General features: G+C 72.5%; 18 protein-coding genes and 1 riboswitch. Of the genes, 7 read left to right on the top strand and 11 right to left on the bottom strand.

All coding sequences use genetic code 11. The features are described from left to right. Window positions 1-166 precede the first annotated feature (166 nt). Window positions 167-1,711 carry a M23 family metallopeptidase gene (locus tag ACP7TJ_RS20245; protein ID WP_427764375.1) on the top strand — a complete coding sequence of 515 codons (1,545 nt, stop codon included), beginning with the start codon at window positions 167-169 and terminating at the stop codon, window positions 1,709-1,711. Between the two features lie 75 nt (window positions 1,712-1,786). On the opposite strand, the gene pcrA is transcribed toward ACP7TJ_RS20245, so the two are convergent. Beyond that, entirely contained in the window at window positions 1,787-4,267 is a 2,481-nt protein-coding gene (gene pcrA, locus ACP7TJ_RS20240; RefSeq protein ID WP_427764372.1) for a DNA helicase PcrA, read from the bottom strand. Between the two features lie 257 nt (window positions 4,268-4,524). Then, window positions 4,525-4,680, top strand: a riboswitch (cyclic di-AMP (ydaO/yuaA leader). Between the two features lie 7 nt (window positions 4,681-4,687). Between pcrA and ACP7TJ_RS20235 the strand changes: the two genes are divergently transcribed. Beyond that, complete coding sequence (locus tag ACP7TJ_RS20235; protein ID WP_093769312.1) at window positions 4,688-5,860, top strand: C40 family peptidase; 1,173 nt, start codon at window positions 4,688-4,690, stop codon at window positions 5,858-5,860. 104 nt (window positions 5,861-5,964) lie between these two features. Here the strand turns inward: ACP7TJ_RS20235 and ACP7TJ_RS20230 are convergent, their stop codons facing one another. From ACP7TJ_RS20230 to ACP7TJ_RS20220, 3 genes are all read right to left on the bottom strand, one after another. Continuing rightward, window positions 5,965-6,318: a hypothetical protein gene (locus ACP7TJ_RS20230; RefSeq protein WP_093769311.1), complete on the bottom strand. Its 354-nt coding sequence runs from the start codon at window positions 6,316-6,318 to the stop codon at window positions 5,965-5,967. A gap of 221 nt (window positions 6,319-6,539) precedes the next feature. Continuing rightward, window positions 6,540-7,283: a LuxR C-terminal-related transcriptional regulator gene (locus ACP7TJ_RS20225; RefSeq protein ID WP_093769310.1), complete on the bottom strand. Its 744-nt coding sequence runs from the start codon at window positions 7,281-7,283 to the stop codon at window positions 6,540-6,542. After that, window positions 7,280-8,572 (bottom strand): ATP-binding protein, encoded by a 1,293-nt coding sequence (locus ACP7TJ_RS20220; protein WP_093769309.1) that lies wholly within the window; start codon window positions 8,570-8,572, stop codon window positions 7,280-7,282. The genes ACP7TJ_RS20225 and ACP7TJ_RS20220 overlap by 4 nt, the downstream gene beginning before the upstream one ends. 298 nt (window positions 8,573-8,870) lie before the next feature. On the opposite strand from ACP7TJ_RS20220, the gene ACP7TJ_RS20215 reads away from it, so the two are divergent. Beyond that, entirely contained in the window at window positions 8,871-10,325 is a 1,455-nt protein-coding gene (locus ACP7TJ_RS20215) for a PspC domain-containing protein (RefSeq protein ID WP_390922235.1), read from the top strand. Then, window positions 10,312-10,545, top strand: coding sequence for a hypothetical protein (locus ACP7TJ_RS20210; protein WP_093769307.1), 234 nt, complete (start codon window positions 10,312-10,314; stop codon window positions 10,543-10,545). Before ACP7TJ_RS20215 ends, ACP7TJ_RS20210 begins: the two co-directional genes overlap by 14 nt. Before the next feature lie 27 nt (window positions 10,546-10,572). Here the strand turns inward: ACP7TJ_RS20210 and ACP7TJ_RS20205 are convergent, their stop codons facing one another. The 3 genes from ACP7TJ_RS20205 to ACP7TJ_RS20195 all read right to left on the bottom strand — a co-directional run bounded on the left by ACP7TJ_RS20205 (window position 10,573) and on the right by ACP7TJ_RS20195 (window position 13,551). After that, window positions 10,573-11,100, bottom strand: a complete 528-nt coding sequence (locus ACP7TJ_RS20205) for a DoxX family protein (RefSeq protein WP_093769306.1) — start codon at window positions 11,098-11,100, stop codon at window positions 10,573-10,575. A gap of 176 nt (window positions 11,101-11,276) precedes the next feature. Beyond that, a complete protein-coding gene (locus ACP7TJ_RS20200; protein WP_390922238.1) occupies window positions 11,277-12,557 on the bottom strand; it encodes a hypothetical protein in 1,281 nt (426 codons plus the stop codon). A gap of 199 nt (window positions 12,558-12,756) precedes the next feature. Continuing rightward, the gene (locus tag ACP7TJ_RS20195) at window positions 12,757-13,551 is read right to left on the bottom strand and encodes a class II aldolase/adducin family protein (RefSeq protein ID WP_093769304.1); all 795 of its coding nucleotides are present in this window, start codon (window positions 13,549-13,551) and stop codon (window positions 12,757-12,759) included. 169 nt (window positions 13,552-13,720) lie between these two features. Here ACP7TJ_RS20195 and ACP7TJ_RS20190 point away from each other — a divergent pair, with 169 nt between their 5' ends. Continuing rightward, on the top strand, window positions 13,721-14,224 hold the full coding sequence (locus ACP7TJ_RS20190; RefSeq protein ID WP_427767413.1) for a pyridoxamine 5'-phosphate oxidase family protein: 504 nt from the start codon (window positions 13,721-13,723) through the stop codon (window positions 14,222-14,224). A 19-nt stretch (window positions 14,225-14,243) separates the two neighbouring features. Here the strand turns inward: ACP7TJ_RS20190 and guaA are convergent, their stop codons facing one another. Beyond that, entirely contained in the window at window positions 14,244-15,824 is a 1,581-nt protein-coding gene (gene guaA, locus ACP7TJ_RS20185; protein ID WP_093769302.1) for a glutamine-hydrolyzing GMP synthase, read from the bottom strand. A 349-nt stretch (window positions 15,825-16,173) separates the two neighbouring features. Between guaA and ACP7TJ_RS20180 the strand changes: the two genes are divergently transcribed. Then, complete coding sequence (locus ACP7TJ_RS20180; protein ID WP_093769301.1) at window positions 16,174-16,470, top strand: chorismate mutase; 297 nt, start codon at window positions 16,174-16,176, stop codon at window positions 16,468-16,470. 716 nt (window positions 16,471-17,186) lie between these two features. Continuing rightward, window positions 17,187-18,245, top strand: coding sequence for an LAETG motif-containing sortase-dependent surface protein (locus ACP7TJ_RS20175; RefSeq protein WP_427764362.1), 1,059 nt, complete (start codon window positions 17,187-17,189; stop codon window positions 18,243-18,245). A gap of 95 nt (window positions 18,246-18,340) precedes the next feature. Here ACP7TJ_RS20175 and ACP7TJ_RS20170 read toward each other — a convergent pair whose 3' ends face one another. From ACP7TJ_RS20170 to ACP7TJ_RS20160, 3 genes are all read right to left on the bottom strand, one after another. Beyond that, window positions 18,341-20,158: a GMC oxidoreductase gene (locus tag ACP7TJ_RS20170; RefSeq protein ID WP_427764359.1), complete on the bottom strand. Its 1,818-nt coding sequence runs from the start codon at window positions 20,156-20,158 to the stop codon at window positions 18,341-18,343. A gap of 65 nt (window positions 20,159-20,223) precedes the next feature. Beyond that, window positions 20,224-21,837 (bottom strand): succinic semialdehyde dehydrogenase, encoded by a 1,614-nt coding sequence (locus ACP7TJ_RS20165; protein ID WP_093769298.1) that lies wholly within the window; start codon window positions 21,835-21,837, stop codon window positions 20,224-20,226. A gap of 154 nt (window positions 21,838-21,991) precedes the next feature. Beyond that, window positions 21,992-23,767 carry a serine/threonine-protein kinase gene (locus ACP7TJ_RS20160; RefSeq protein WP_427764355.1) on the bottom strand — a complete coding sequence of 592 codons (1,776 nt, stop codon included), beginning with the start codon at window positions 23,765-23,767 and terminating at the stop codon, window positions 21,992-21,994. Between the last annotated feature and the right edge of the window lie 17 nt (window positions 23,768-23,784).

Genomic DNA, 23,784 nt, shown 5'->3' with positions numbered 1-23,784 from the left:
CAGTCGAACAAAGAGCCAAGACCGCGCCCGCCGACCGCCAAAACCCGACCGAATGCCCGTTTCCTGCGATCGCGAAACCTGGGGAAGATTGTCGCGCCCGCATACCGCCGGGTACAGTCGCCGCACTGCTCTGGCAGCCCCTGTTGTCGAGGCGAAAGAGAAGTTGGTGAACGACCGTCACCCGTCGGGGACCATGACCCCGGCTCCGGCCTCCGATGCCGCCTCGGCGCCCTACGCGTCGTACGGCAGCCAGGAGGCTCCGTACGGGGACGTCACCTCCTACGGCGGCTACGACGCCACCTACTACGGCACCGGCGACCACGCCGCCGGCACCTTCGCGGCCGACCCCCTCTTCGGGAGCATGCCGGGCGAGGACCCCGCGCAGGCCGCCTGGACCACCGGTCAGTGGACAGCCGGCGCGCAGGACACCGAGCACTACGACGCCTACGCCTTCCAGCAGGCCGCATACGACACCGGCGGCCATGACGCGACCGCCTGGACCACCGGCCAGCAGCCGATGGCGGTGATCCCCCAGCAGGGCGGATCCCCCGAGACCGGCGAGTGGGACGCGACCGCCTGGGTCCAGCCCGACCAGACCGAGCAGCCGGCGGACCCCACCCAGCAGTGGGACTGGGGCACGCAGACCTTCGACAGCGGCGCCTACGACGCCACCCAGTGGAACTCCGCCGGCGGCGAGACGCCCGCACCGGACGCGCAGTACGGCGGGGAGCCGTACGAGCAGGAGAATTTCGCGGCGCAAGAGAACTTCACCCAGGAGAACTTCGCGCAGGAGTCCTACGACCAGGACGCCCCCGGCCAGCCGTACGCGGAGGACGCGTACCGCGGGGAGCCCGGTCCGGACGAACCCGGGGCCGGTGAACCGGCCGACACCGGCGAACTCCCCGCCGTCTCCCTCCTCGACGAGCAGGAGGAGGTCACCCCCGCACCGCGCGCCGCCTCCCGTTCCGGGTCCCGCTCCCGCCGCCGCACCCCACCCAAGCGCTCCGCCCTGCTGACCGTGGCCGTGCCCTCGGCGTGCGTGATGGGGGTCGCCGGCATCGCCGCCGCCTCGGTGGGCGATCTGTCCGAGGAGAGCGGCCAGGACGCGCGGACGACCGCCGCGGACGCCCAGCCGGTCCAGCCCTCCGCCGCCAACGTCAAGCTGGACACCCAGCTCGAGAGCCTCGCCGCCGGCGCCGACGACTTCGCCGACCGGGCCAGCCGCGCCCAGGGCCGCATCGACCTCGAGGCCCAGCAGGAGCTGGAGCGCAGGCGGGCGGCCGAGGAGGCGGCCCGCAAGGAGCGGCTCCGCCCGAAGTTCGCGCTCCCGGTGGCGCAGCACGGACTCAGCGCCTACTACGGCCAGTCCGGCATCAACTGGATGTCCCTCCACAGCGGCATCGACTTCCCCGTCTCCTACGGCACTCCCGTACTCGCCGCGACCGACGGCACGGTGCGCACGCAGTACAACTCCGCCTACGGCAACATGCTGATCGTGACCGCGATGGACGGCACGGAGACGTGGTACTGCCACCTCTCCACCTACCAGGTGCCCCCCGGCGCGACCGTTAAGGCAGGCGACCAGATCGCGTTCTCCGGGAACTCCGGCAACTCGACCGGACCGCACCTGCACTTCGAGGTGCGCCCCGGCGGCGGCTCGGCGATCGACCCGCTCGCCTGGTTCCGCAGCCACGGCCTCGAACCGACCTAGGCCGACCCGTATCGCGGCTCGCCCGTCGCGGTGCCGGGGCGGGCCCCGGCCCCCGACGGGCCGTCGTTCTTGCCGCTAGAGCTTCTCCACCGGCGCGTACCGCAGCAGCAGGCGCTTGGGCTTCTCGTCGCCGAAGTCGATCGTCGCCTCCGCGTTCGCTCCCGTGCCCTTCACCGCGACGACCGTGCCCAGGCCGAACTGGTCGTGCGTGACCCGGTCCCCGACCGCCAGCGACACCACGGGCTTCTCCGAGGTGCGGCGGGTGGCGAAGCCGGACGCGCCCGACGCGGACGAGCGGGAGCGGGTCGACGACAGCGACGCCGCCACGCCGGACACGGCGCCGGAGGCCACCGGCCCACTGGCCCCGGTCCTCTTCCACTCCACATGCGTGGCCGGGATCTCCTCCAGGAACCGCGAGGGCGGGTTGTACGACGGCTGGCCCCAGGCGCTGCGCATCGTCGACCGGGTGAGGTAGAGCCGCTCCCGGGCGCGCGTGATGCCTACGTACGCCAGGCGGCGCTCCTCCTCGAGCTCCTTGGTCTGGCCGAGGGCGCGCATGTGCGGGAAGACGCCGTCCTCCATGCCGGTGAGGAAGACGACCGGGAACTCCAGGCCCTTGGCGGTGTGCAGGGTCATCAGCGTGATGACGCCGTCGCCGTCCTCCTCGTCGGGGATCTGGTCGGAGTCGGCGACCAGGGCGACCTGCTCAAGGAAGTCGGCCAGCGTGCCGGTCTCGCCCTCGCCGCGCTCCTGCTCGAACTCCAGGGCGACGGCCGCGAGTTCCTGGAGGTTCTCGATGCGGGTCTCGTCCTGCGGGTCGGTGGAGGCCTGCAACTCGGCGAGGTATCCGGTGCGTTCGAGGATGGCCTCGAGGACCGTCGCCGGACCCACCCCCGACTCGACGACCGTACGGAGGTCCTCCATCAGCGTGTTGAACCGCTTGACGGCGTTCGCCGACCGGGCGGCCATGCCGTACGCCTCGTCGACGCGCTTGAGCGCCTGCGGGAAGCTGATCTTCTCCCGCTGGGCCAGCGCGTCGATCATGGCCTCGGCGCGGTCGCCGATGCCGCGCTTGGGGACGTTGAGGATGCGGCGCAGCGGCACCGCGTCCTCGGGGTTGGCCAGCACCCGCAGGTAGGCCAGGACGTCCCGGACCTCCTTGCGCTCGTAGAAGCGGACGCCGCCGACGACCTTGTAGGGCAGGCCGACGCGGATGAAGATCTCCTCGAAGACACGCGACTGGGCGTTGGTGCGGTAGAAGACGGCGACGTCGCCCGCCTTGGCCTTGCCCGTGTCCGTGAGACGGTCTATCTCGTCGGCGACGAACTGCGCCTCGTCGTGCTCGGTGTCGGCGACGTAGCCGGTGATGAGCGAACCGGTGCCGGCGTTCGTCCACAGGTTCTTCGGGCGGCGGGACTCGTTGCGCTCGATGACGGCGTTGGCAGCGGACAGGATCGTCTGCGTGGAGCGGTAGTTCTGCTCCAGCAGGATCGTCGTCGCGTCCGGGTAGTCCTCCTCGAACTGGAGGATGTTGCGGATCGTCGCGCCGCGGAAGGCGTAGATGGACTGGTCGGCGTCGCCCACCACGCACAGCTCGGCGGGCGGCACCTCGGCCTCCGGCGGGACGTCGACGGGGTGCTCGGAGGCGCCCCCGACCAGCTCGCGCACCAGGGCGTACTGGGCGTGGTTGGTGTCCTGGTACTCGTCGACCATGACGTGCCGGAAGCGGCGGCGGTAGTGCTCGGCGACGTCGGGGAAGGCGCGGAGCAGATTGACCGTCGTCATGATCAGGTCGTCGAAGTCCAGCGCGTTCGCCTCGCGCAGGCGGGACTGGTAGAGCGCGTAGGCCTGGGCGAGGGTCTTCTCGAAACCGTCGGTCGCCTGGGCGGCGAAGTCCTCCTCGTCGATCAGCTCGTTCTTCAGGTTGCTGATCTTGGCGCTGAAGGACTTCGGCGGGAAGCGCTTGGGGTCGAGGTCCAGGTCGCGGCAGACCAGGGCCATCAGGCGCTTGGAGTCGGCGGCGTCGTAGATCGAGAAGGACGACGTGAAGCCCAGCTTCTTGGACTCGCGGCGCAGGATCCGGACGCACGCGCTGTGGAAGGTCATGACCCACATCGCGTTCGCCCGGGGGCCGACGAGCTGCTCGACGCGCTCCTTCATCTCGCCCGCGGCCTTGTTGGTGAAGGTGATCGCGAGGATCTGGCCCGGGTGCACGCCCCGCTCGGCGAGCAGGTAGGCGATGCGGTGGGTGAGCACGCGGGTCTTGCCGGAACCGGCTCCGGCGACGATGAGCAGGGGGGAGCCGGAGTGCACCACCGCGGCGCGCTGGTTGTCGTTGAGCCCCTCCAGCAGCGCGGCGGAGTCGACCACCGGGCGCGGGGCGCCGTCCCGGTAGTAGGCGTCCCGCTCCGGTGGCACGTCGAACTTCCCGCCGAACAGGTCGTCCGGGAGGGGCTCCGGGGCGTGCTCGTCCTCGGGTGGCGGCGGGGGCTCGTCCGCCGGGCCGCGCTGGGCCTGGAGGTCCGCCAGGAAGCTGTCGTCAAAGAGGCTGCTCATCGCTCTCCGAGTCTAGGGCGCTCCACCGACAACCCGGGGCCGCCCCGGAAACATCCCGCGGCCCCTTCCGTGGGTACCGCGGCGGGCACCCTCCACGGTCAGCGCCTCACTCTGAGTGACACCGCCGACGAGGTCACGAAAATGTATCGGGCATATCACCCATCAACCTTCACAAGCGCCACACCAGTTGGCTACCGTGCGGTCCGGGCCGCTCGTCCCCCGCCGGCGAACCTCGCCGGACCGCGCGGCCCCCGCCGAGTCCGTCACTGCCCCCGTGGCAGCCGGAGCCGGGGACCCACCGAGACCTGGGGTGAATCGGCCCACTCCCGCAGGGAGCGGCCGTAGGGCAACCCTTCCGAACCACCCGCCCGAACCCGACAGCTAACCCGGTAGGCGGAGCACTGGAAGGAGTCGCCTCCCTTGGCGTCGCACCGCAAGTCGCGCACCCCCGGCACGCGCGTGGCAGGCATACGCACCCCGGCCCTCGCCACGGCCGCGCTCACCTCCGTGGCCCTGCTCTCCCAGACCGCCGACGCCGCTCCCGGCGACGACCGGCCGAGCCTGGAGGAGGTCGAGAAGAAGGTCGGCGACCTCTACCGTCAGGCCGAGTCGGCGACCGAGAAGTACAACGCGGCCAAGGAGAAGACCACCAAGCAGCGCAAGCGCGTCGACACCCTCCTCGACGACGTGGCGCAGCGCACACAGAAGCTGAACGAGGCGCGCGCGGAGCTGGGCTCCTACGCGGCCGCCCAGTACCGCACCGGCGCGGGCATGCCCGACACCGCGACCTTCCTGCTCGCGGAGACACCGCAGGACGTCTTCGACCAGCGCCAGGTGCTGGACCGGATGACCGGCCGCCAGAAGGCGGCGGTGGACGACTACGTCACCCAGCAGACCGAGACGATGAAGAAGCGGCAGGAGGCCACCGAGAGCCTCCGCACGCTCACCGAGACGCAGGGCGATCTGAAGACGGCCAAGGCCACCGTCCAGAAGAAGCTCGCCGACGCGCGTGAACTGCTGTCGAAGCTGACCGCCGAGGAGAAGGCGCGGCTCGCCGCGATCGAGAAGCGCAAGCAGGAGGAGGCCGCCCGCAAGGCCGCGGAGCTGGCCCGGCAGCAGGCGGCGCAGGAGCAGGCCCGCGAGGAGGCCGCGCAGCAGAGCGGCGGCACCTCGGAGAGCTCCGGGTCCGGCTCCACCGGCTCGGCCGACACCCCGCCGGCCGACTCCTCGTACGCCGCCAAGGCCGAGAAGGCCCTCGCCTTCGCCCGCGCGCAGATCGGCAAGCCGTACGTCTGGGGCGCGACCGGTCCCGGCTCCTACGACTGCTCGGGGCTGACCCAGGCCGCCTGGAAGGCCGCCGGCGTCTCCCTCCCGCGCACCACCTACGACCAGGTGAACGCCGGCACCACCGTCCCGGTGTCCCAGGCCCAGCCCGGCGACCTGGTCTTCTTCTACGACGACGTCACCCACGTGGGCATCTACATCGGCAACGGGATGATGATCCACGCCCCGAAGCCGGGCACGTACGTCCGCGAGGAGTCCATCTACTACGACGGCGACTCCGCGATCCACAGCATCGTCCGCCCGGCCTGACGGCCGGGTGCCGACGGGTCTACGACGACACCGCCGGCCGGGCCGGAGACGGCTCGGTCGGCGGTGTCGTGTCGACGCCGGGGCCCGGCGTTCCGGGAGCGGGCTCAGGTCCAGAGGACCGCGATGAAGATGTTGGCCACGGTCAGCAGGCCGACCAGGCCGAAGACGCCCTTGTCCACCTTCTCCTCGTCCCGCTTCACGTAGACCAGGCCGAGGATCACGATCAGCAGCGCCAGCTTCACGCCGATCTTTATGTTGTCCACGGCATAGTCCTGGGCCTGGTTGAGGCCCACCAGCACGACGCCCGTGACCAGCATCGTCAGCGCGCCGTGCAGCATCGCGGGGACGAAGCGGGCGGTGCCCGCGCCCATCGCCTTCATCTGGGTGAGGAAGCCGCCGAGCAGCGACGCGATGCCGATGATGTGCAGACCGACGAAGATGTGGAGAAGTACGTCCATGAGGCCGGAGCCTAGCCAGGGGCGTCCCCTGGCATTCCGCCGCCCTCACCCTTCCCGCCTTCGCCCCAACGGTCATCACCCTGAGTGAGAGCGAAGCGCCGTGTCCGGTCCCACGGGCACTTACGGTCATCCGACGGTCCATGGGCGACAGTTCCGCACAACCCGTGACCCGCGCGCGGCCCCCCACATCGGCAACGCAGATGATCCAGGCCCCCAGCAGCTCAGACCAGGCGGCGGGCCGTCGCCCAGCGGGTCAGCTCATGGCGGTTGGACAACTGCAGCTTGCGCAGCACCGCGGAGACATGCGACTCCACCGTCTTCACCGAGATGAACAGCTGCTTGGCGATCTCCTTGTACGCGTAACCGCGGGCGATCAGCCGCAGCACCTCCCGCTCGCGCTGGGTGAGACGGTCGAGGTCCTCGTCCACCGGCGGGGCGTCCGTCGACGCGAAGGCGTCCAGGACGAACCCGGCCAGCCGCGGCGAGAACACCGCGTCGCCCTCCTGCACCCGGAAGATCGAGTCGATCAGGTCGGCACCCGTGATCGTCTTGGTGACATAGCCGCGCGCACCGCCCCGGATGACGCCGATGACGTCCTCCGCCGCGTCCGACACGGACAGCGCGAGGAACCGCACCGGCCGCTCCGCGTCCCCCATCAACGAGACGCAGCGCCGCAGCACTTCGACACCGCCGCCCCCGGGCAGGTGCACGTCGAGCAGCACCACCTCGGGCCGGGTCGCGGTGATGACGGTGACCGCCTGGTCGACGTCGGCGGCCTCGCCGACCACCTCGACGCCGGTCTGCTCGGTCTGCCCGATCTCCGCCTGGACCCCCGTACGGAACATGCGGTGGTCGTCGACGAGGACCACGCGCACACGGCGCCGCCCGGTGCCGCCGGCCGGCTCCGCGGGCGCGTCCCCCGGTGCCGCTTCCGCCGCTGCGTTCGCCTCGGTCGGCTCGCTCATGACGTCTTCTCCGCCCTCTCCATCTCCAGCTCGACCTCCGTGCCGCCGTCCGGCACCGCGCGCAGCCGCGCCGTGCCGCCGTTGCGTTCCATACGGCCGATGATCGATTCTCTGACGCCCATGCGGTCGGCGGGTATCGAGTCGAGGTCGAACCCGGGACCGCGGTCCCGGACGGACACGAACACCGTCCTCCCCTCGACCTCCGCGTAGACCTGGACCGCGCCTCCCTCGCCACCGTACTTGGCGGCGTTGACCATCGCTTCTCTCGCGGCCTGCATCTGCGCGCCGATCTTCTCGTCCAGGGGGCAGTCGCCCACGACGACGACCTCCAGGGGGACGCCGTGCTTGTCCTCGACCTCGGCGGCGTTGCGCTTGACCGCCTCGGCGAGGGTGGTGGGCTCCTCGTCCTCGTCCTTGCCGTTCCCCTCCGGCTTGTAGAGCCAGGCGCGCAGGTCGCGCTCCTGGGCCCGGGCCAGACGGCGCACCTCGCCGGGGTTGTCCGCGTTGCGCTGGATCAGCGTGAGCGTGTGCAGCACCGAGTCGTGGACGTGGGCGGCGACCTCGGCCCGCTCCTGGGCGCGGATGCGCATCAGGCGCTCCTCGGAGAGGTCCTGGGTCATGCGAACGAGGTAGGGGCCGGCGAGCAGGGTGATGCCGACGAGGACCGCGAGGGCGGCCTGCAGCACCGCGCCGAGGTGGCTGCCGGAGCCGCGCAGGACGAAGATGCCGGAGGCGCCCGCCGTCACCAGCAGCACACCCGCCACCGCCCGCAGCAGCGTGACCGTGCGCCGACGGCGGCCGACCTCCATCCAGCGGGCCCGGCGCGCGTTGTCCGCCTGCCGCCACACCAGGGCCACGCCCGCGCCGACCAGGACGGTCGGCCAGAGGTAGGCCCGGGCGCCGTTGGTGAGGTTCACGCTGCCCACGAAGATCATGGCCACCACGACCATGAGGAGCAGGGCGACGATCTGCCCCTTGTCCGGTTTCCGTGTGACGAGTCTGCGGCGGCCGTCCGGAGTGGTCTCGGTGGTGACCGGCGAGGGCGGCTTCTGCGCGTCGACGCCGCCCACCCCGAGCGGCACGAAGAACCAGAACGCGGCGTACAGCAGGGCCCCGAGACCGTCGGCCATGAACAGGGCGACGAACGCGAGGCGCACCCAGATCACGGGCAGGCCGAGATGTCCGGCGAGCCCCCGCGCCACTCCCCCGAGCCAGCGTCCGTCACTGCTGCGGTAGAGCTTGCGCGGCGGCCGCGGCTCGGCGAGGGGCGCTGCTGCGGCTTCCGACATGGCAACGATGGTCACACGCCAACGCACGCCGGGGCATCAGGGTCCGTCCCGGAGACTCCCCTGATCTCGGAGGGCGCGACGGCCGGCCCTGCACCGGCCCGGGGAGTCCAGCTCGGTCCGCAGGGCACAGGGCCCTGCACCGCGGGGCGCCCGGCCCTCCTGAGCCACCGGCCCCGGACCACAGGGACGCCGGCCCTGCCGCCCGCACGTCCCGGGGCCCGCCTCAGGGGCGGATATCAGGGTCCGGCCAGGGTCGTTCCCACTGCCGCCGGGGCGGCCCGGCCGTCACCATGGACGCATGACGGATCACCAGCATGCCGCGTCGGATCCGGGACCGGGCTCGGGCCCGCGTCCCGGGTCCGTTCCCGGCGCGCCCGCCGCGGACCCCTCGCGTGCGGGCGGGCGTGCGGGCGCGGGGAAGGAGGGGACGGCCGGCGCACCGGCCGGGACCACGGGCGGGGCGGAGCCTGTCGACCCCGGCCGGCACTTCCGGCGCGACCGGCGGCACCAGATGTTCGGCGGGGTCTGCTCCGGTCTCGCGCGGCAGTACGACATGGACCCGGTGATCTTCCGGATCACGCTCGCCGTGCTGTCCGCGACCGGCGGCATCGGCCTGATCTTCTACGGCTTCGCCTGGCTGTTCGTCCCGTACGACGACGAGGACGAGAACCAGGTCCGCCGACTGCTCACCGGCCGGGTGGACGGCCACACGCTGGCGGCGGTGCTGTTCGCGCTGGTCGGCTGCGGCGTTTTCCTGTCCATGCTGAGCAACGACGGGGTGCTGAGCTTCGCCGTCATACTGTCCCTGCTGCTCGCGGGAGCCGCCTACTGGTCGCGGCGACGCGGCACGCCGAGCCCGGATCCGATAGCGGCGCAGGCCGCCGCCGACGCCCCGCCGGAGCCGCAGGCCCCGCCGGTCCCGTCCGCGTACCCGTCGTGGTGGCGCGAGCCCATCGTCAAGGACGGCACCCATGTCGGGGGCACGGGCTATCTGTGGGGCCCCGAGGACTCCCGGGACCTGGACATCGCCACCGCGGTCGGCGTCGGCGTCCGCTCCGGGGCCGGCGGCGGAGTGAAGGACGTGTGGCGCCCGCCGCAGGCACGCCCGCCCAAGCCGAGAGGGCCGCGCGGGATCGGGGGCTGGGTCTTCCTGTTCGCGCTGCTCGCGGCAGGTCTGGGCACGGGCCTGACGTGGGAGACGCAGCCCCTCGGTACCAGCCTGCAGACGGGTCTGGCGTGCGCCCTCGGCGTCATCGGCCTCGGGATCGCCGTCAGCGCCTTCCTGGGCCGCACGGGAGCCGGGTCGATCGTCCTCGCGATCCTCACGGCGGGCCTGCTCGCCGGATCGACCGCCATGCCCCAGGACATCGGCACCGACTGGACCCGCACGGGATGGCAGCCCGCCTCGGTCGCGCAGATACGCCCGGTGTACGACCTGGGCGCCGGCGAGGGGGAGCTGGACCTGTCGGCGGTCCGCGTCCCCGAGGGCGACACGGTCTCCACCCAGGTCGAGGTGGGGCTGGGCCGCATCCATGTGATCGTCCCCCGGGACGTGACCGTGCGGCTGCATGTCGAGGTGGGGCTCGGTGACATCCAGGTGCCGGGCGACGGACGGAAGGACGTGGACGTGGCGCCGGGCAAGTACAAGGAGGTGACCCTGGAGCCGCCCGCCGGCGCGGGGAAGGCGGGCACGCTCCGGCTCGACCTCAGGGTCGGCGCGGGACAGGCGGAGGTGAGCCGTGCTGCGTCATGAGTTCCAGCCCGGCCGGCTGGTCGCCGGCACCGTCCTCGTCGCGGCCGCGGTGATCTACGGCGGGGACGCGGGAGGGGCCTGGGAGACACCGTGGTTCGTGGTGATCCCGCTCGTCGTGGGCGGCCTCTGCCTGGCCGGCGTGGCAGGTGCCGTCACCGGGCAGGTGCGCCGCCGCCGTGGCCGCACGGACCTTGGAGGAGGGGAGGCGGCCGACGGCTGACGGCAGGCGGACGGGAGCGACGGGAGGCTAGAAGGACCCGCGCCGGCGCCGTGCGCGGAGGGCGGCGTCCACGGACAGCAGCGGGGCCCCCGCCAGGATCAGCGGGATCCAGGCCATGAGGTACGGCAGGTCGTTGCCGTAGTAGTACGGCTCGGCGGCCCAGCTCACGGTCAGCCACAGGCTGAGCGAGATCAGCGCCCCGCCGAGGGCGGCGATCCGGGTGAGCAGCCCGAGCAGGGTGCCGATGCCGACGGCCAGCTCGCCGAAGGCGATGGCGTAGCCGAAGCCGACGGGGCTCTCCAGCGCCATGTCGACCAGCGCAGGGATGGCGGAGGAGTCGCGGACGGCGCGCATCATGTCGCCGATCGACCCGGCGCCGGAGTCCTTGAGGAAGGCGCTGTCGGTGAGCTTGTCGAGTCCGGCGTAGACGAAGGTGACGCCGAGGAAGATCCTCAGCGGCAGCAGGGCATAGCGGGCGGCGGTGTCCCGCAGCCCACCGTCACCGGCGCTGTGGTGACGGGGGGTGTAACTGTCTGCGCGCATGCCGTGCGTCATGTCGCCGCTGCCTCTCGACTCCGGGCCCACCTGGACAGACCGAACGTACGGCAATCGGCGCCGGACGGACCCGGTCGACAGCGTTTTCTCAGGAAAGCGACAGCGGACGTCCAGCAACGGAGCCGCGCGGGCGCACCCCGCGCCCGTCACCCCGTCACTCCCCCGCCCTCACCCCGTCACTCCGTGACGTCGATGGTGTACCGGTTGGTCTCCACACCGGCCGCGGTGACCACTTGCACGTCGACCCGGCCGGGCTCCACCTCCGCGGGGACCGGCACGGTCAGCAGGTCGTCGGCCGGGTTGTCGAAGCCGCCCACCACCGGCACCAGCGGCACATGGACGTTCACCGGGCCGACCCGCACCACCATGCGCGCCAGCCGGTCCGCGCCCTGCGCCCCGGCCGGGACGAACCCGGTGCCGCGGATCTCGATGTCGTCGCCGGTGCGGATGGGCGCGTCCAGGGCGCCGGCCTCCCGGGCCCGCACCACGGACAGGATCACGGGGCGCCCGCCCTCGGCGTACTTGCCCGCGAGGTAGGTGCCCGCCGACACCAGCACCACCACGGCCAGCCCCCAGGGCAGGTCGGGCAGCTGGTCCGGGCGGCGGGCCAGCCGTACGGCGGCGAAGGCGAGGGCGACGCCGTTGATGACGACGTACTGGATGTCGGCGAAGCTGCCGCGTCCGGAGTCGTCGGTGAGCAGGTCGGCCGCCCTGGGCCGGTGGGCGCGCACCTTCTGCAGCCGCTGCCCCTGCACCCGGAGCCCGACCACCCGGCGCACCAGCACGGCGATCCCGCAGACCACGGCGAGCACGGTCACCACGCCGGCGCCGCGGGCGAGTTCCAAGCCGTCGATCAGCGCGTCCCGCTCCCGGTGGTCGGAGGCGGCCGCGAGCCGCCCCGCCAGCACGAGCACGGCGAACGCGACGAGCAGCACCCAGGAGCCGGCCACCGCACGGGACGTGGAGAGCCGGTTGTCCTCGCCGATGACCGGGGCGAGCGCGCCGCCCCGTGCCCGGTGGAGCCAGGACGCCGCGGTGAGCGCCCCCGCCACCAGCACCGCGGACAGCAGTCCGGCGGTGCGCGCGGAGGTCCAGCCCGCGCCGATCGCGGTGAGCGCCTGCACGAGCAGCAGCACGAGAACCCCGGCCCAGACGACGACCGCCGTCCGCTGCCACAGGCGGGCCAGCCAGGCGGCGCCCTCGGCCCGGCCGCGTTCGGCCACCGCCTCGGCGGCCTGGGCGAGTTCCTCGGAGACCCACTGCCGGGAGGCGGAGGCGGAGTGGGCCACCGCGGCCGGGAGACCCTGACCGGTGGCGTACTCGTCCCGCTTCACCAGGAACGCGGCGACCGCGCGCCGATGCCCTTCACGCGCCCCGTGCGGACAGTCCCCGCAGGTGCAGCCGCCCTCGTGGGCAGCCGGATCCGCTCCGCGCTGTCTCGCCTCCTGCACCGCCACGCCCGAAGCCGCCTTCCCGAACTACCCGACACATCTCGGCACACCATGACCGCCGTCGGCGGCCACCGGACAACTCCCCCGCATCGAGAGCGAATTGTGCCCTACGCCACGCCCGTTCCGTCCGCCGGGCCCGGTCGCCGCGGGTGAATCCCGAGGCGTCAGGTTGACGCGCGGCTCCGTCTGTACGAGGGACGCGCGCTCAGTCCAGCAGATCCGGCTCGCTCCGTGTGATCTCCCGCCACATCGGCTGGTAGTTGATCCACGCCACCAGGTCCCCGCCCAGCTGCTCCCGCGTGGCCACCGCCTGTCGGTGCTCGATCAGCACGGGACGGCCGGCCGCCCGCGCGGTGAGCTGCACCTGGCAGGAGCGTTCCATGGTCATGAACCACCAGGCCGCCGCGTCCACCGAGTCGCCCACGGTCAGCAGCCCGTGGTTACGCAGCACCAGCGCCTTGCGGGTGCCGAGGGCGGCGGCGATGCGGCGGCCCTCCTCGGGGTCGACAGTGACGGAGGTGTAGGCGTCGTAGAGGGCGTGGTCCTCGTAGAAGGCGCAGCTCTCCTGGGTGATCGGGTCGAGCAGCTCCCCGAGGGCGGCGAGGGCGCGGCCGTGCACGGAGTGGCAGTGGGCGACGGCGACGACGTCGGGCCGGGCCGCGTGCACCTGGGCGTGGACGGCGAAGGCGGCCTGGTTGACGTGGTGTCCGCCCTCGACGACCTGGCCGTCCTGGTTGGCGAGCACCAGGTCGCTCACGGTGACGTGCCGGAACGGCATGCCGAACGGGTTGACCCAGAAGCAGCCGCTGAACTCGGGGTCGCGTGCGGTGATGTGCCCGGAGACGCCGTCCTCGTAGCCGAGCCGTCCGAACAGCCGCAGCGCTCCCGCCAGCCGCTCCTTGCGGTGCCTGCGCTCGTCCTCGAGGGACTCGTGCATGGGCGGCATGGCGAACTGCAGTTTGTCGGTGGGCACCGGCGGGGGCGGAGTGGGCCCGTGCATGAGTCCTCCCGCGGGGGGTTCGCGTACGGGGCGGAAGTTACCCGTGGGGCGCGCCGTACGACAGCTCTGTTCCGTAACACCGGACATCCGCCGGATACCCGGCGGACCACCCGGATACCCGACAGAGGATGTCGGATTTCCGGGTCACACTCGCTCCATGAGCACGCACATGGACACGGACGGCCGGACGAGCGCCGGCGTCAGCTGGGGAGAGGTCGCCGCGGCCGAACCCGACCTGGCGCGGACCGCCGAGGAGCGCTTCGCCGCCTACACGCACCACGTCCTCGCGACCCTCCGCCAGGACGGCTCGCCGCGCACCACGGGCCTGGAGGTGCGCTTCCTGGACGGCGAGCTGTGGTTCGGGATGATGCCGCGGTCGATGAAGGCGCTGGACCTCCGCCGCGACCCCCGCTTCTCGCTCCAGGCGAACCCGGGCGAGGGGACGACCATGGGCGGCGGCGACGTGCGGATCGCCGGCCGGGCGGTCGAGGTGCCGGAGGACGCCACGGAGACCAGGGCCCGGTACGCCGAAGAGGTGGAACCGCCGGAGCCGTTCCACCTCTTCCGCACCGAGGTCACGGAGGTCGTGCGGACCTACGTGGAGGACGAGAAGTATCTCGTCGTGCAGGTCTGGAAGCCCGGAGCGCCGGTGCGCACGCTCAGACGGACCTGACCTGGGGACCGGCCGGGGATCACTCCCACTCGATGGTACCCGGGGGCTTGGACGTGACGTCCAGGACGACCCGGTTGACGTCGCTGACCTCGTTGGTGATCCGCGTGGAGATCTTCGCGAGGACGTCGTACGGCAGCCGCGACCAGTCGGCGGTCATGGCGTCCTCGCTGGAGACCGGGCGCAGCACGATCGGGTGACCGTAGGTGCGGCCGTCGCCCTGGACGCCGACCGAGCGGACGTCGGCGAGCAGCACCACCGGGCACTGCCAGATGTCGCGGTCCAGGCCGGCCGCGGTCAGCTCCTCGCGGGCGATCGCGTCGGCCTCGCGGAGCAGGTCGAGCCGCTCCTTGGTGACCTCGCCGACGATGCGGATGCCCAGGCCGGGGCCGGGGAAGGGCTGGCGGTGGACGATCTCCTCGGGCAGGCCGAGCTCCTGGCCGACCATCCGGACCTCGTCCTTGAACAGCTTGCGCAGCGGCTCGATCAGCTTGAACTCGAGGTCCTCGGGCAGGCCGCCCACGTTGTGGTGGGACTTGATGTTGGCCGTGCCGGTGCCGCCGCCGGACTCGACGACGTCCGGGTAGAGGGTGCCCTGCACCAGGAACTCCACCGCGGGGCCCTCGTCGGCGATGATCTCCGCCTGGGCCTGCTCGAAGACCCGGATGAACTCACGGCCGATGATCTTGCGCTTCTGCTCGGGGTCGGAAACCCCGGCCAGCGCCTTCAGGAACCGCTCCTCGGCGTCGACGACCTTGAGCTGGACGCCGGTCGCCGCGACGAAGTCCTTCTCGACCTGCTCGGTCTCGCCCTTGCGCATCAGGCCGTGGTCGACGTAGACGCAGGTCAGCTGGGAGCCGATGGCCTTCTGCACCAGCGCGGCGGCCACGGCGGAGTCCACCCCGCCGGACAGGCCGCAGATGGCGCGCTTGTCGCCGACCAGCTCGCGGATGGCGGCCACCTGCTCGTCGATGACGTTGCCGGTGGTCCAGTTCGGCGTGAGGCCCGCGCCCCGGTACAGGAAGTGCTCCAGCACCTGCTGCCCGTGCGTGGAGTGCATCACCTCGGGGTGGTACTGGACGCCGTAGAGCTTCTTCTCGTCGTTCTCGAAGGCGGCGACCGGCACGACGTCCGTGGACGCGGTGACGGTGAAGCCCTCGGGGGCGGCGGAGCAGGCGTCGCCGTGCGACATCCAGACCGCCTGCTCCTCGGGGGTGCCCTCGAAGAGGGTGGAGGAGTTCTTGGCGACGTGCAGGCCGGTGCGGCCGTACTCACGGGCGCCGGTGTTGTCCACCTGGCCGCCCAGGGTCTGGGCCATGAGCTGGAAGCCGTAGCACATGCCGAAGACGGGCACGCCGGCCTCGAAGAGCTCGCGGTCGAGGCGCGGGGCGCCCTCCTCGTACACGGACGAGGGACCGCCGGAGAGGATGATCGCCGCGGGGTTCTTGGCGAGGATGTCCGCGACCGGCATGGTGCTCGGCACGATCTCGCTGTAGACCCGCGCCTCGCGGACGCGACGGGCGATGAGCTGGGCGTACTGCGCGCCGAAGTCGACGACCAGGACGGTGTCGGGCGCGTTGGCAGCGGGAGTCGCTGATGACACGAGGTGCCTTCCGGCGGTGGGGAGGGGGTCTTGTGCCTCCCGATTCTACCGAGACGGCGGCGAGGTCCGTCCCGGGCCGACCGCCGCCCGGCGTCCCGCTCCACGTCTCACCATGCGGGCCGGGCGTTGGGCGGACCGGGCCGACCGGGCATACTGGGTCCCATGCTCACGCACGCGACCTTCCTCTTTACCTATGGCACCCGGCCCGCCGGCTGCCATGGTCGTGCTGCTTGAGCAACTGACAAGCGACTTCCCAGGCGCCCCGGGCCGACAGGTCCGGGGCGCCTGGCGTTTCACCGGACCGTGCCGGCTCCGGGGCCCCGCACCCCACTCACCGAGGAGCCCCGAGATGACTGCCGCCACCACCGAGCCGACCGAGAAGACCGGCGCCCGCACCGCCGAGGCCGCCGAGCTGATCAGCGACGCCCGTGAGCGGATCGACGCGCTGGACGACCGGATCATCGGTCTGGTGCAGGAACGGATGGCGGTGTCCGCCGTGATCCAGAAGGAACGGATCGCCTCCGGCGGCCGCCGTGTGAACCTCTCCCGCGAGATGGAGATCCTCGCCACGTACCGGGACGCGCTGGGCAAGCCGGGCACCGCGCTCGCCATGACCCTGCTGGAGCTGTGCCGGGGCAGGATCTGAATCCGCGTTCCGGGTACTGGCGTGCGGATCGGCTCTCACCCGTCCGGTGCGTGACCGGCGGGCCGGGCGGGTCGTTGGTCCCGGTGTCCGCGCCAGCCAGGGGCGGACCGGAGCAGCACCACGTGTGGCTCGCCGGAGCGATGAGACGGACGGCTGGTGCCGTGCGTCGTGGGACCTCGTTCCGGTACCGGTGACCGGGAGGCAGGGGACAGCCGTCCCGGTCACGCGAGAGATCGGCCGGTCCCGGGGACGCCCGGGGCCGGCCGACGCATGTGTGTCCGCACCGCTCCGCTCAGGTGCGGGTGACGACCCGCACCCGTCCGGGTCGTCCCCGCAGGCCACGCCCGTGCTGCGGTCGTACGGGTCGCGGGTCTCACCGGTCCGCGGGGCGCCGCTCGGTCGCCATCCGGGCCCGGGCGGAGGGCTCCTTGGGCGCGGTGGCGGGGACACCGGCCTCGCTGTCCCGGAGGAACTGCTCCCACACGTCGCTGTGCGGCTGATGCGCGTGATCTTGATGGGCGGCGAGTCTGTGCCGACGGCCCCTCGTCCGGCCGTGATCCACATCACGTAAAGATTCTGTGAGTTCGGGGACAACCATCCGGCGGCCTCGGTGATCGAACTCACTGACATCACGGATCTGACCCGTGCGCCCCACACGGAGGCGCTTTTCGACTCGTGCCGCGACCGCGCGGCACGCCGGACTCACCGAGGTCTTCATGAAGCTTCGCCGCGCCCTGGCCGCAGCGGCCGCGACGGCAGCGATAGTCCCGGCCGCCCTCCTCGCGGCCCCGGCCGCCCACGCGACCGACCCCACGTCCACCGCCTCCGCGACCCAGTCGACGGAGACCGCCCCGACGACCGCCCCCGCCGGGACGGAGTCCACGGAGTCCGGCACCGACGAGACCGACGACACCGGGAACGGGAACGACACCGGGAACGGCACCGAGGGCGGGAACGACGACGAGGAGGGGAACGGGACCGACGACTCCGCCTCGCCCTCCCCGTCCACCTCCGCCTCGCCCTCGGCGTCCGCCTCCCCCTCGCCGAGCCCCAGCGCGAGCACCCCGGCCGCGGAGGACCCGGAGCTCTGCGTCGACGAGAACGGCGAGAGCACGGCCGGGCTCAGCGAGGACCTGCGCAGCGGTCTGTCGGGCCTGCCCGAGACGATCGTCGCCGGCAGCGGCTGGACCACGTTCTCCTTCGACGTCTCCAACCGCGGCGACGAGGAGATCAAGAACATCAAGCCGCTGATCGGCGTCGCCGCGATCGGCTGGGAGGACGTCCGCGACTACTCCGGCCAGATCACGGTCCAGGCGTACGACAAGGCGGCCGGCACGTGGAACACGCTCGCGGGCGCCGCGGGCGAGGGCGCCACGTTCGCCGCGTTCTCGCTGGGCGCCGGCCAGTCCGCCTCCTACCAGCTGCGGCTCTCCGTCAGCGGCAAGGTGCCGGACGCGCTCGGCCTCACCGGCGGTTTCGCCGAGTACTCGGACACCGAGGGCTGCTGGGTCGCCGACGACCCGAACGGCTGGATCTACTTCTTCGACATCCTGGCGGCCGGCTCCGACGCCGGTGACCCGGAGGACGCCAAGCCGCAGACCGGTGGCGTCAAGGAGCTCGACAAGGTCAGCGAGGTGAAGGTCACCGGCAGCCTCGCCGAGACCGGCTCCAGCTCCGCCCTGCCGGTGATCGGCCTGGTCGGCGGCGCCGCCGTCGTGGCCGGCGCGGGTGCGCTGTTCGTCGTCCGCCGTCGCAAGGCCGGCGCCGAGGCGTGACCCCGGCCGCCCGCGCGGCGGCCCCTGTGACAAGGGGAAAGGACCTGAGCTCGGAGGGGGGCACAGGTCCTTTCCTCTTTGTCACGCATGCGCGGCTACTTCTTCGGCGGCACCGCCGGGATCCCCAGGAACGGCAGCTTCAGCGCGCCGAACGCGTCCGCCGGGACGGCCGGGGCCTTCGGCTCCACCGGCGTCAGCCTCCGGTACGCCTCGCCCTGCGCCGGACGCGGGTCCTCCTCGCCCTTGTTGGGCCAGAACGACATCGCCCGCTCCGCCTGCGCGGTGATGGTCAGCGAGGGGTTCACCCCGAGGTTCGCGGAGACCGCCGACCCGTCGGCGACGGTGATGCCGGGATGCCCGTACAGCCGGTGGTACGGGTCGATCACGCCGGTCTCGGGGGAGTCGCCGATCGCGCAGCCGCCGAGGAAGTGGGCGGTGAGCGGCATGCCCGTCAGCTCGCCGACGTTGGAGCCGGCGAAGCCGTTGATCTCGGCGGCCAGCGCGGACGCGCCGTCGGTGGCCGCCTTGATCTGCTTGGGGTTGGGGGCGCCGTGCCCCTGGCGCGCGGTGAGCAGCCCACGGCCCACCCCGGACGGCTTGAGGTACGTGGTCAGGGAGTTGTCCAGCGACTGCATCACCAGGCCGATGATGGTCCGCTCCGACCAGCGCCGGTTGGACAGCGACCGCAGCGTCAGCCACGGGTGCCGCGCCACGTTGCCGAGCCAGCCCAGCACCCGGGCGGCGCCCGAATCGCTGCCCGCGTAGGGCACCTGGAGGATCGACAGGGAGCCCATCGAGTTGGAGCCCTTGCCGTAGCGGACCGGCTCGATGTGGGTGTTCTCGTCCGGGTGGATGGAGGACGTGATGGCCACACCGCGGGTGAAGTCGGCCTTCGGCTCGCCGGTGGCCTTGCGGTAGCGCCGGTCGTCGGTCTGCGCGCCCACCAGCGCCTCGGAGTTGGTGCGGGTCCTCTCGCCCAGCCGGTCCGAGAGGTGCGGGAGCTGCCCGCCCGTGCGCATCCGGTGCAGCAGCGTCTGCGTGCCGTAGGTGCCGGCGGCCAGCACCACCCGGCGGGCGGTGAACGTACGGCCCTTGCCCTTGCGCCGGTCGTTCGTGGGAAGCGTGGCGACGGCGAACCCGCCGCGCGAGTCCTCCGTCACCGAGACCGCCGTGGTCATCGGGTGCACGACCGCGCCCGCCTTCTCGGCGAGGTACAGGTAGTTCTCGTTGAGGGTGTTCTTCGCGCCGTGCCGGCAGCCCGTCATGCACTCGCCGCACTCGGAGCAGGCCCGCCGCGAGGGCCCCGCCCCGCCGAAGTACGGGTCGGGCACCTCCTGCCCCGGCGTGGCCTTGACCTTGCCGTCGGCGTCCTCGCCGTCGCCGAAGAAGACCCCGACGGGCGCCATGTGGAAGGTGTCGCCGCAGCCCATCCGCTCGGCCGCCGCCTTCAGGTGCACGTCCGAGGGGGTGGTCGTCGGGTTGAGCCGCACGCCGAGCATGCGCCGCGCCTGGTCGTAGTACGGCGCCAGCTCCTCCTGCCAGTTCGTGATGTCCCCCCACTGGGGGTCCTCGAAGAACGGCTTCGGCGGCACGTACAGGGTGTTGGCGTAGTTGAGCGAGCCGCCGCCGACGCCCGCGCCGGCCAGCACCATCACGTTGCCCAGCAGATGGATGCGCTGGATGCCGTACATGCCGAGCCTCGGCGCCCAGAGGTAGTTCTTCAGGTCCCAGGAGTTCTTCGGCAGCGACTCGCGGGTCCAGCGGCGGCCGGCCTCCAGCACGCCGACGCGGTAGCCCTTCTCGGTCAGCCGGAGCGCCGAGACGGTACCGCCGAAGCCCGAGCCGACGACGAGGACGTCGTAGTCGTAGCCGGCGTCGTCGTCCGGGGCGGGGGCGGAGTTCTCCTGTGACACGTGCTCTCCTCGTCGAAAGCTCTCGTTCGAAGTGGCGGCGCCGGGACCGGGCCGGGCAAAGGGGCCTAGCGGAGACGGAACGCCTTCATCAGGCGCAGGCTGCGGCTCATGAAGGCCGCGTACTTCTCGTCGTCCATGCCGAGCGACGGCGCCATCGGCAGCAGCCGCTGCTGGGCGACGGTCTGGGCCTCGGTGTACTTGAGGATCCCTTCCGAGCCGTGCCGGCGGCCGAGACCGGAGTCCTTCATGCCGCCCATCGGGGACTGCACGCTGCCGTAGGCGGGCGCGTAGCCCTCGTTGACGTTCACCGTGCCGGTGCGCAGGCGGGCGGCGATGTCCCGGCCGCGCCGGGCGTTCCTCGTCCACACCGACGCGTTGAGCCCGTACGGCGTCCCGTTGGCGCGCTCGACCGCCTCGTCCTCGGAGGAGAAGCGGTAGACGGAGACGACCGGACCGAAGGTCTCCTCCGTGCACACGCTCATCGGGGCCTCAACGCCGTCGAGGATGGTCGGCTCGTAGAAGTAGGGGCCGATGTCCGGGCGGGCGGTGCCGCCGGCGAGGACCCTGGCGCCCTTGGCGACGGCGTCCTCGACGTGCCGGGTCACCGCGTCGAGCTGGCGCTGTCCGACCAGGGAGCCCATGTCGGCGCCGTAGGCGAGGGCGGTGCCCAGGCGCAGCGCCTTGGTGCGGGCGACGAAGCGCTCCAGGAAGGCGTCGGCGACCGCCTCGTGGACGTAGAGCCGCTCGATGGAGATGCAGAGCTGCCCGGCGGAGGAGAAGCAGGCGCGGACGGCGCCGGCGGCGGCCTTGTCGAGGTCGGCGTCCTCCAGCACCAGCATGGCGTTCTTGCCGCCGAGTTCGAGGGAGACGCCGACCAGGCGGGCGGCGGCGCCCTGGGCGACCTCGCGGCCGGTGCGGGTGGAGCCGGTGAAGGAGACGTAGTCGGCGTGCCGGACGACCTCGGGGCCGACGACCGGGCCCTCGCCGAGGACCACCTGGAAGACGTCGGCGGGCAGCCCCGCCTCGATCAGCAGGTCGCGGGCCCACAGCGCGGTCAGGCAGGTCTCCGTGTCGGGCTTCATCACGACCGCGTTGCCCGCGACGAACGCCGGGAGCGCGTCGCCGACGGACAGTTCGAGCGGGTAGTTCCAGGGCGCGATCTGGCCGACGACCCCGCGCGGGTGGCGCAGCTCGGACACCTTCGTCAGCACCGGCACGGCGCCCGTGTGCCGCTTGGGCCGCAGATAGGCGGCGGCACGGCGGCCGTAGTGGCGGGCCGCGACGGCGACCGCCTGGACCTCCTCGTGGGCGTGCAGCCGGGCCTTGCCGGTCTCCAGCTGGATCAGGTCCAGCACCTCGGCCTGGCGGCTGAGCACCAGGTCGTGGAAGCGCAGCAGCACGGCGGCGCGCTCCCGGACCGGTGTCCGCGCCCACACGGCCTGGGCGGCGCGGGCCGCCTCGAACGCCTTCGCCACGTCCTCGGGCGTCGACTCGGGCAGGTCGGCCAGCTTCTCGCCGGTGAAGGGCGTGTGGTTGGCGGTGCGGCCTGAGCCGGCCACGCCCTTGGTGAGCTGGGCGACCAGTTCCGGCGTCACCACGTCGGCAGCGGTGCGTACGCCCTGGGGGGCGGGGGCCAAGGGGTTGGTGCCGGTCGTTTCCCGGGTCTGCGCTTCCGTCATGAGGCGCAGAGTATGCCGGGGCGCACACTTTGTGTACCCGTCGGTAACAGATTCCCGCAGGGCTCACACAATGCCAGTGAACGCTGGCAACAAAGCCGCTGATCAGCACGTTGCCGTCACCGGTGCCCGGCGGCACCGGTGACGGCCCGCGGCGTCAGCGCTGGTGGACGTCCCATGTGTCGAAGACCGTGCGGGCGATCTCGCGGCCGTCCTCCGCGAAGTAGCCCTTCGCCGGGTAGACGATCCAGAGCCGGTACATGTCACCGTCCGCGTTGCGGTAGTACAGGACCTGCGCCTCGCGCTCCAGCGGCGGCGTGGTGGTCGTCGTGAAGACGATCGTGTTCGTCGCCGCGTCCTGCTCCTGGTACGTCGTCTCCCTGGGCCGCCCCTGCGGCGCCGGCGTGTCGGCGATCCCCCAGGAGAACTCGCCGTCCTTCAGCTCGTTCCAGTGGGCGAACGCCTGTTCCGACGCGGACGCCGGGATCTTGTTGTCCTTGTCGTCGGCCTTCAGGTCGCGGTCGGTCTCGATCCGCACCATCCCGCTCGGGTCGGTGAAGGAGGCGACGGTGCCGTCGGCGTCCTCGGCCGGCTTGTCCTTCACGAAGCCCTCCGGCACCGCCAGGGACACGCCCACCCGGTCGCCGAGGTCGTGCGTCTTCCAGCCGTCGGGCAGCGGCCCCGCGAACGGGTCGGCGATCACCAGGCCCACCACGACGGCCGCCGCGACCACCGCCGCACCCAGCCCCAGCAGCGTCCTGCGGCCGATGCGGACGCCGCCCTCACGGCCCGGCACGGGCAGCGTGGCCACCTGGGTGGGCTGCGGCGCCGGCGGGTCGGCGGCGGCCTCCAGTGCGGCGCGGACCTGGGCGGCGTTCGGACGGCGCGCCGGGTCCTTCTGCAGCAGCGCGGTGATGATCCCGGCCAGCGGGCCCTGCGCAGAGGCGGGCGGCGCCGGCGTGGCGTTGAGGACGGACTGGAGGGTGGCCGGCGTGTTGCTCCGGCGGAACGGCGACACGCCCTCCGTCGCCGCGTACAGCACCACGCCGAGCGACCACAGGTCGGAGGCGGGGCCGGGGCGCTGGCCCAGCACCCGCTCCGGGGCGATGTACTCGGGCGAGCCGACGAAGCCGCCGGTGTCGGTCAGATTGGTCTCGCCCTCGATCTGGGCGATGCCGAAGTCGGTGAGGACGACCCGGTCGTGACGGCCCAGCAGCACGTTGTCGGGCTTGACGTCCCGGTGCAGGACGCCCGCCGCGTGCGCGGCCTCCAGTGCGCCGAGCACCTCCAGGCCGACGCGGGCGGCCTCGCGCGCGGAGAGCGTGCCCTCCTCCTGGAGCACCGCGCCGAGCGAGCGGCCCTGGACGAGCTCCATCACAATCCACGGCCGGCCGTCGACCACGGCGACGTCGTGGACGTTGACCACGGCGGGGTGGTCGAGCCGGGCGGCGGCGCGGGCCTCGCGGCGCATCCGCTCGAAGACGTTGGCCCGTTCACGTTCGGGAAGGTGGTCGGGGACCCGGGGTTCCTTGACCGCGACCTCGCGGTCCACCGTCTCGTCCTTGGCCCGCCACACGGTGCCCATGCCGCCGTGGCCGAGCTTGGCGAGCAGCCGGTAGCGGCCGGCGATCACCCGTCCGGCGCCGGGGTCGGGCGCGGACGGCCCGGGCGGCACCGGATCGCCCGTCGGGGCGGCCTGTCGCGGACCGCTCCCCTGCGCATCGTCCCGTCCGCGTGCGCCGTCCGGCGCGGGGTGCGGCGCCCGGCCGTGCGCGTGCGCCTGGCCGTCCCCCTGCGGCGGGACGACTACGGCCGGCGCCGCGTACGGATTGCCGGGGTGCGGCACGGCCGCCGGCGGGTTCGGGTTGGGCGGTTGCAGACCAAAACTGGTCGGCTCGTCGGCCCCGTTGCGGGCTCCCCCGTCACTGCTCATGGGTCCATGCATATCGT

Source organism: Streptomyces sp. DSM 41931 (assembly GCF_050271085.1).
GTDB lineage: Bacteria > Actinomycetota > Actinomycetes > Streptomycetales > Streptomycetaceae > Streptomyces > Streptomyces albogriseolus.
This window is presented reverse-complemented; position numbering and strand designations above follow the sequence as displayed.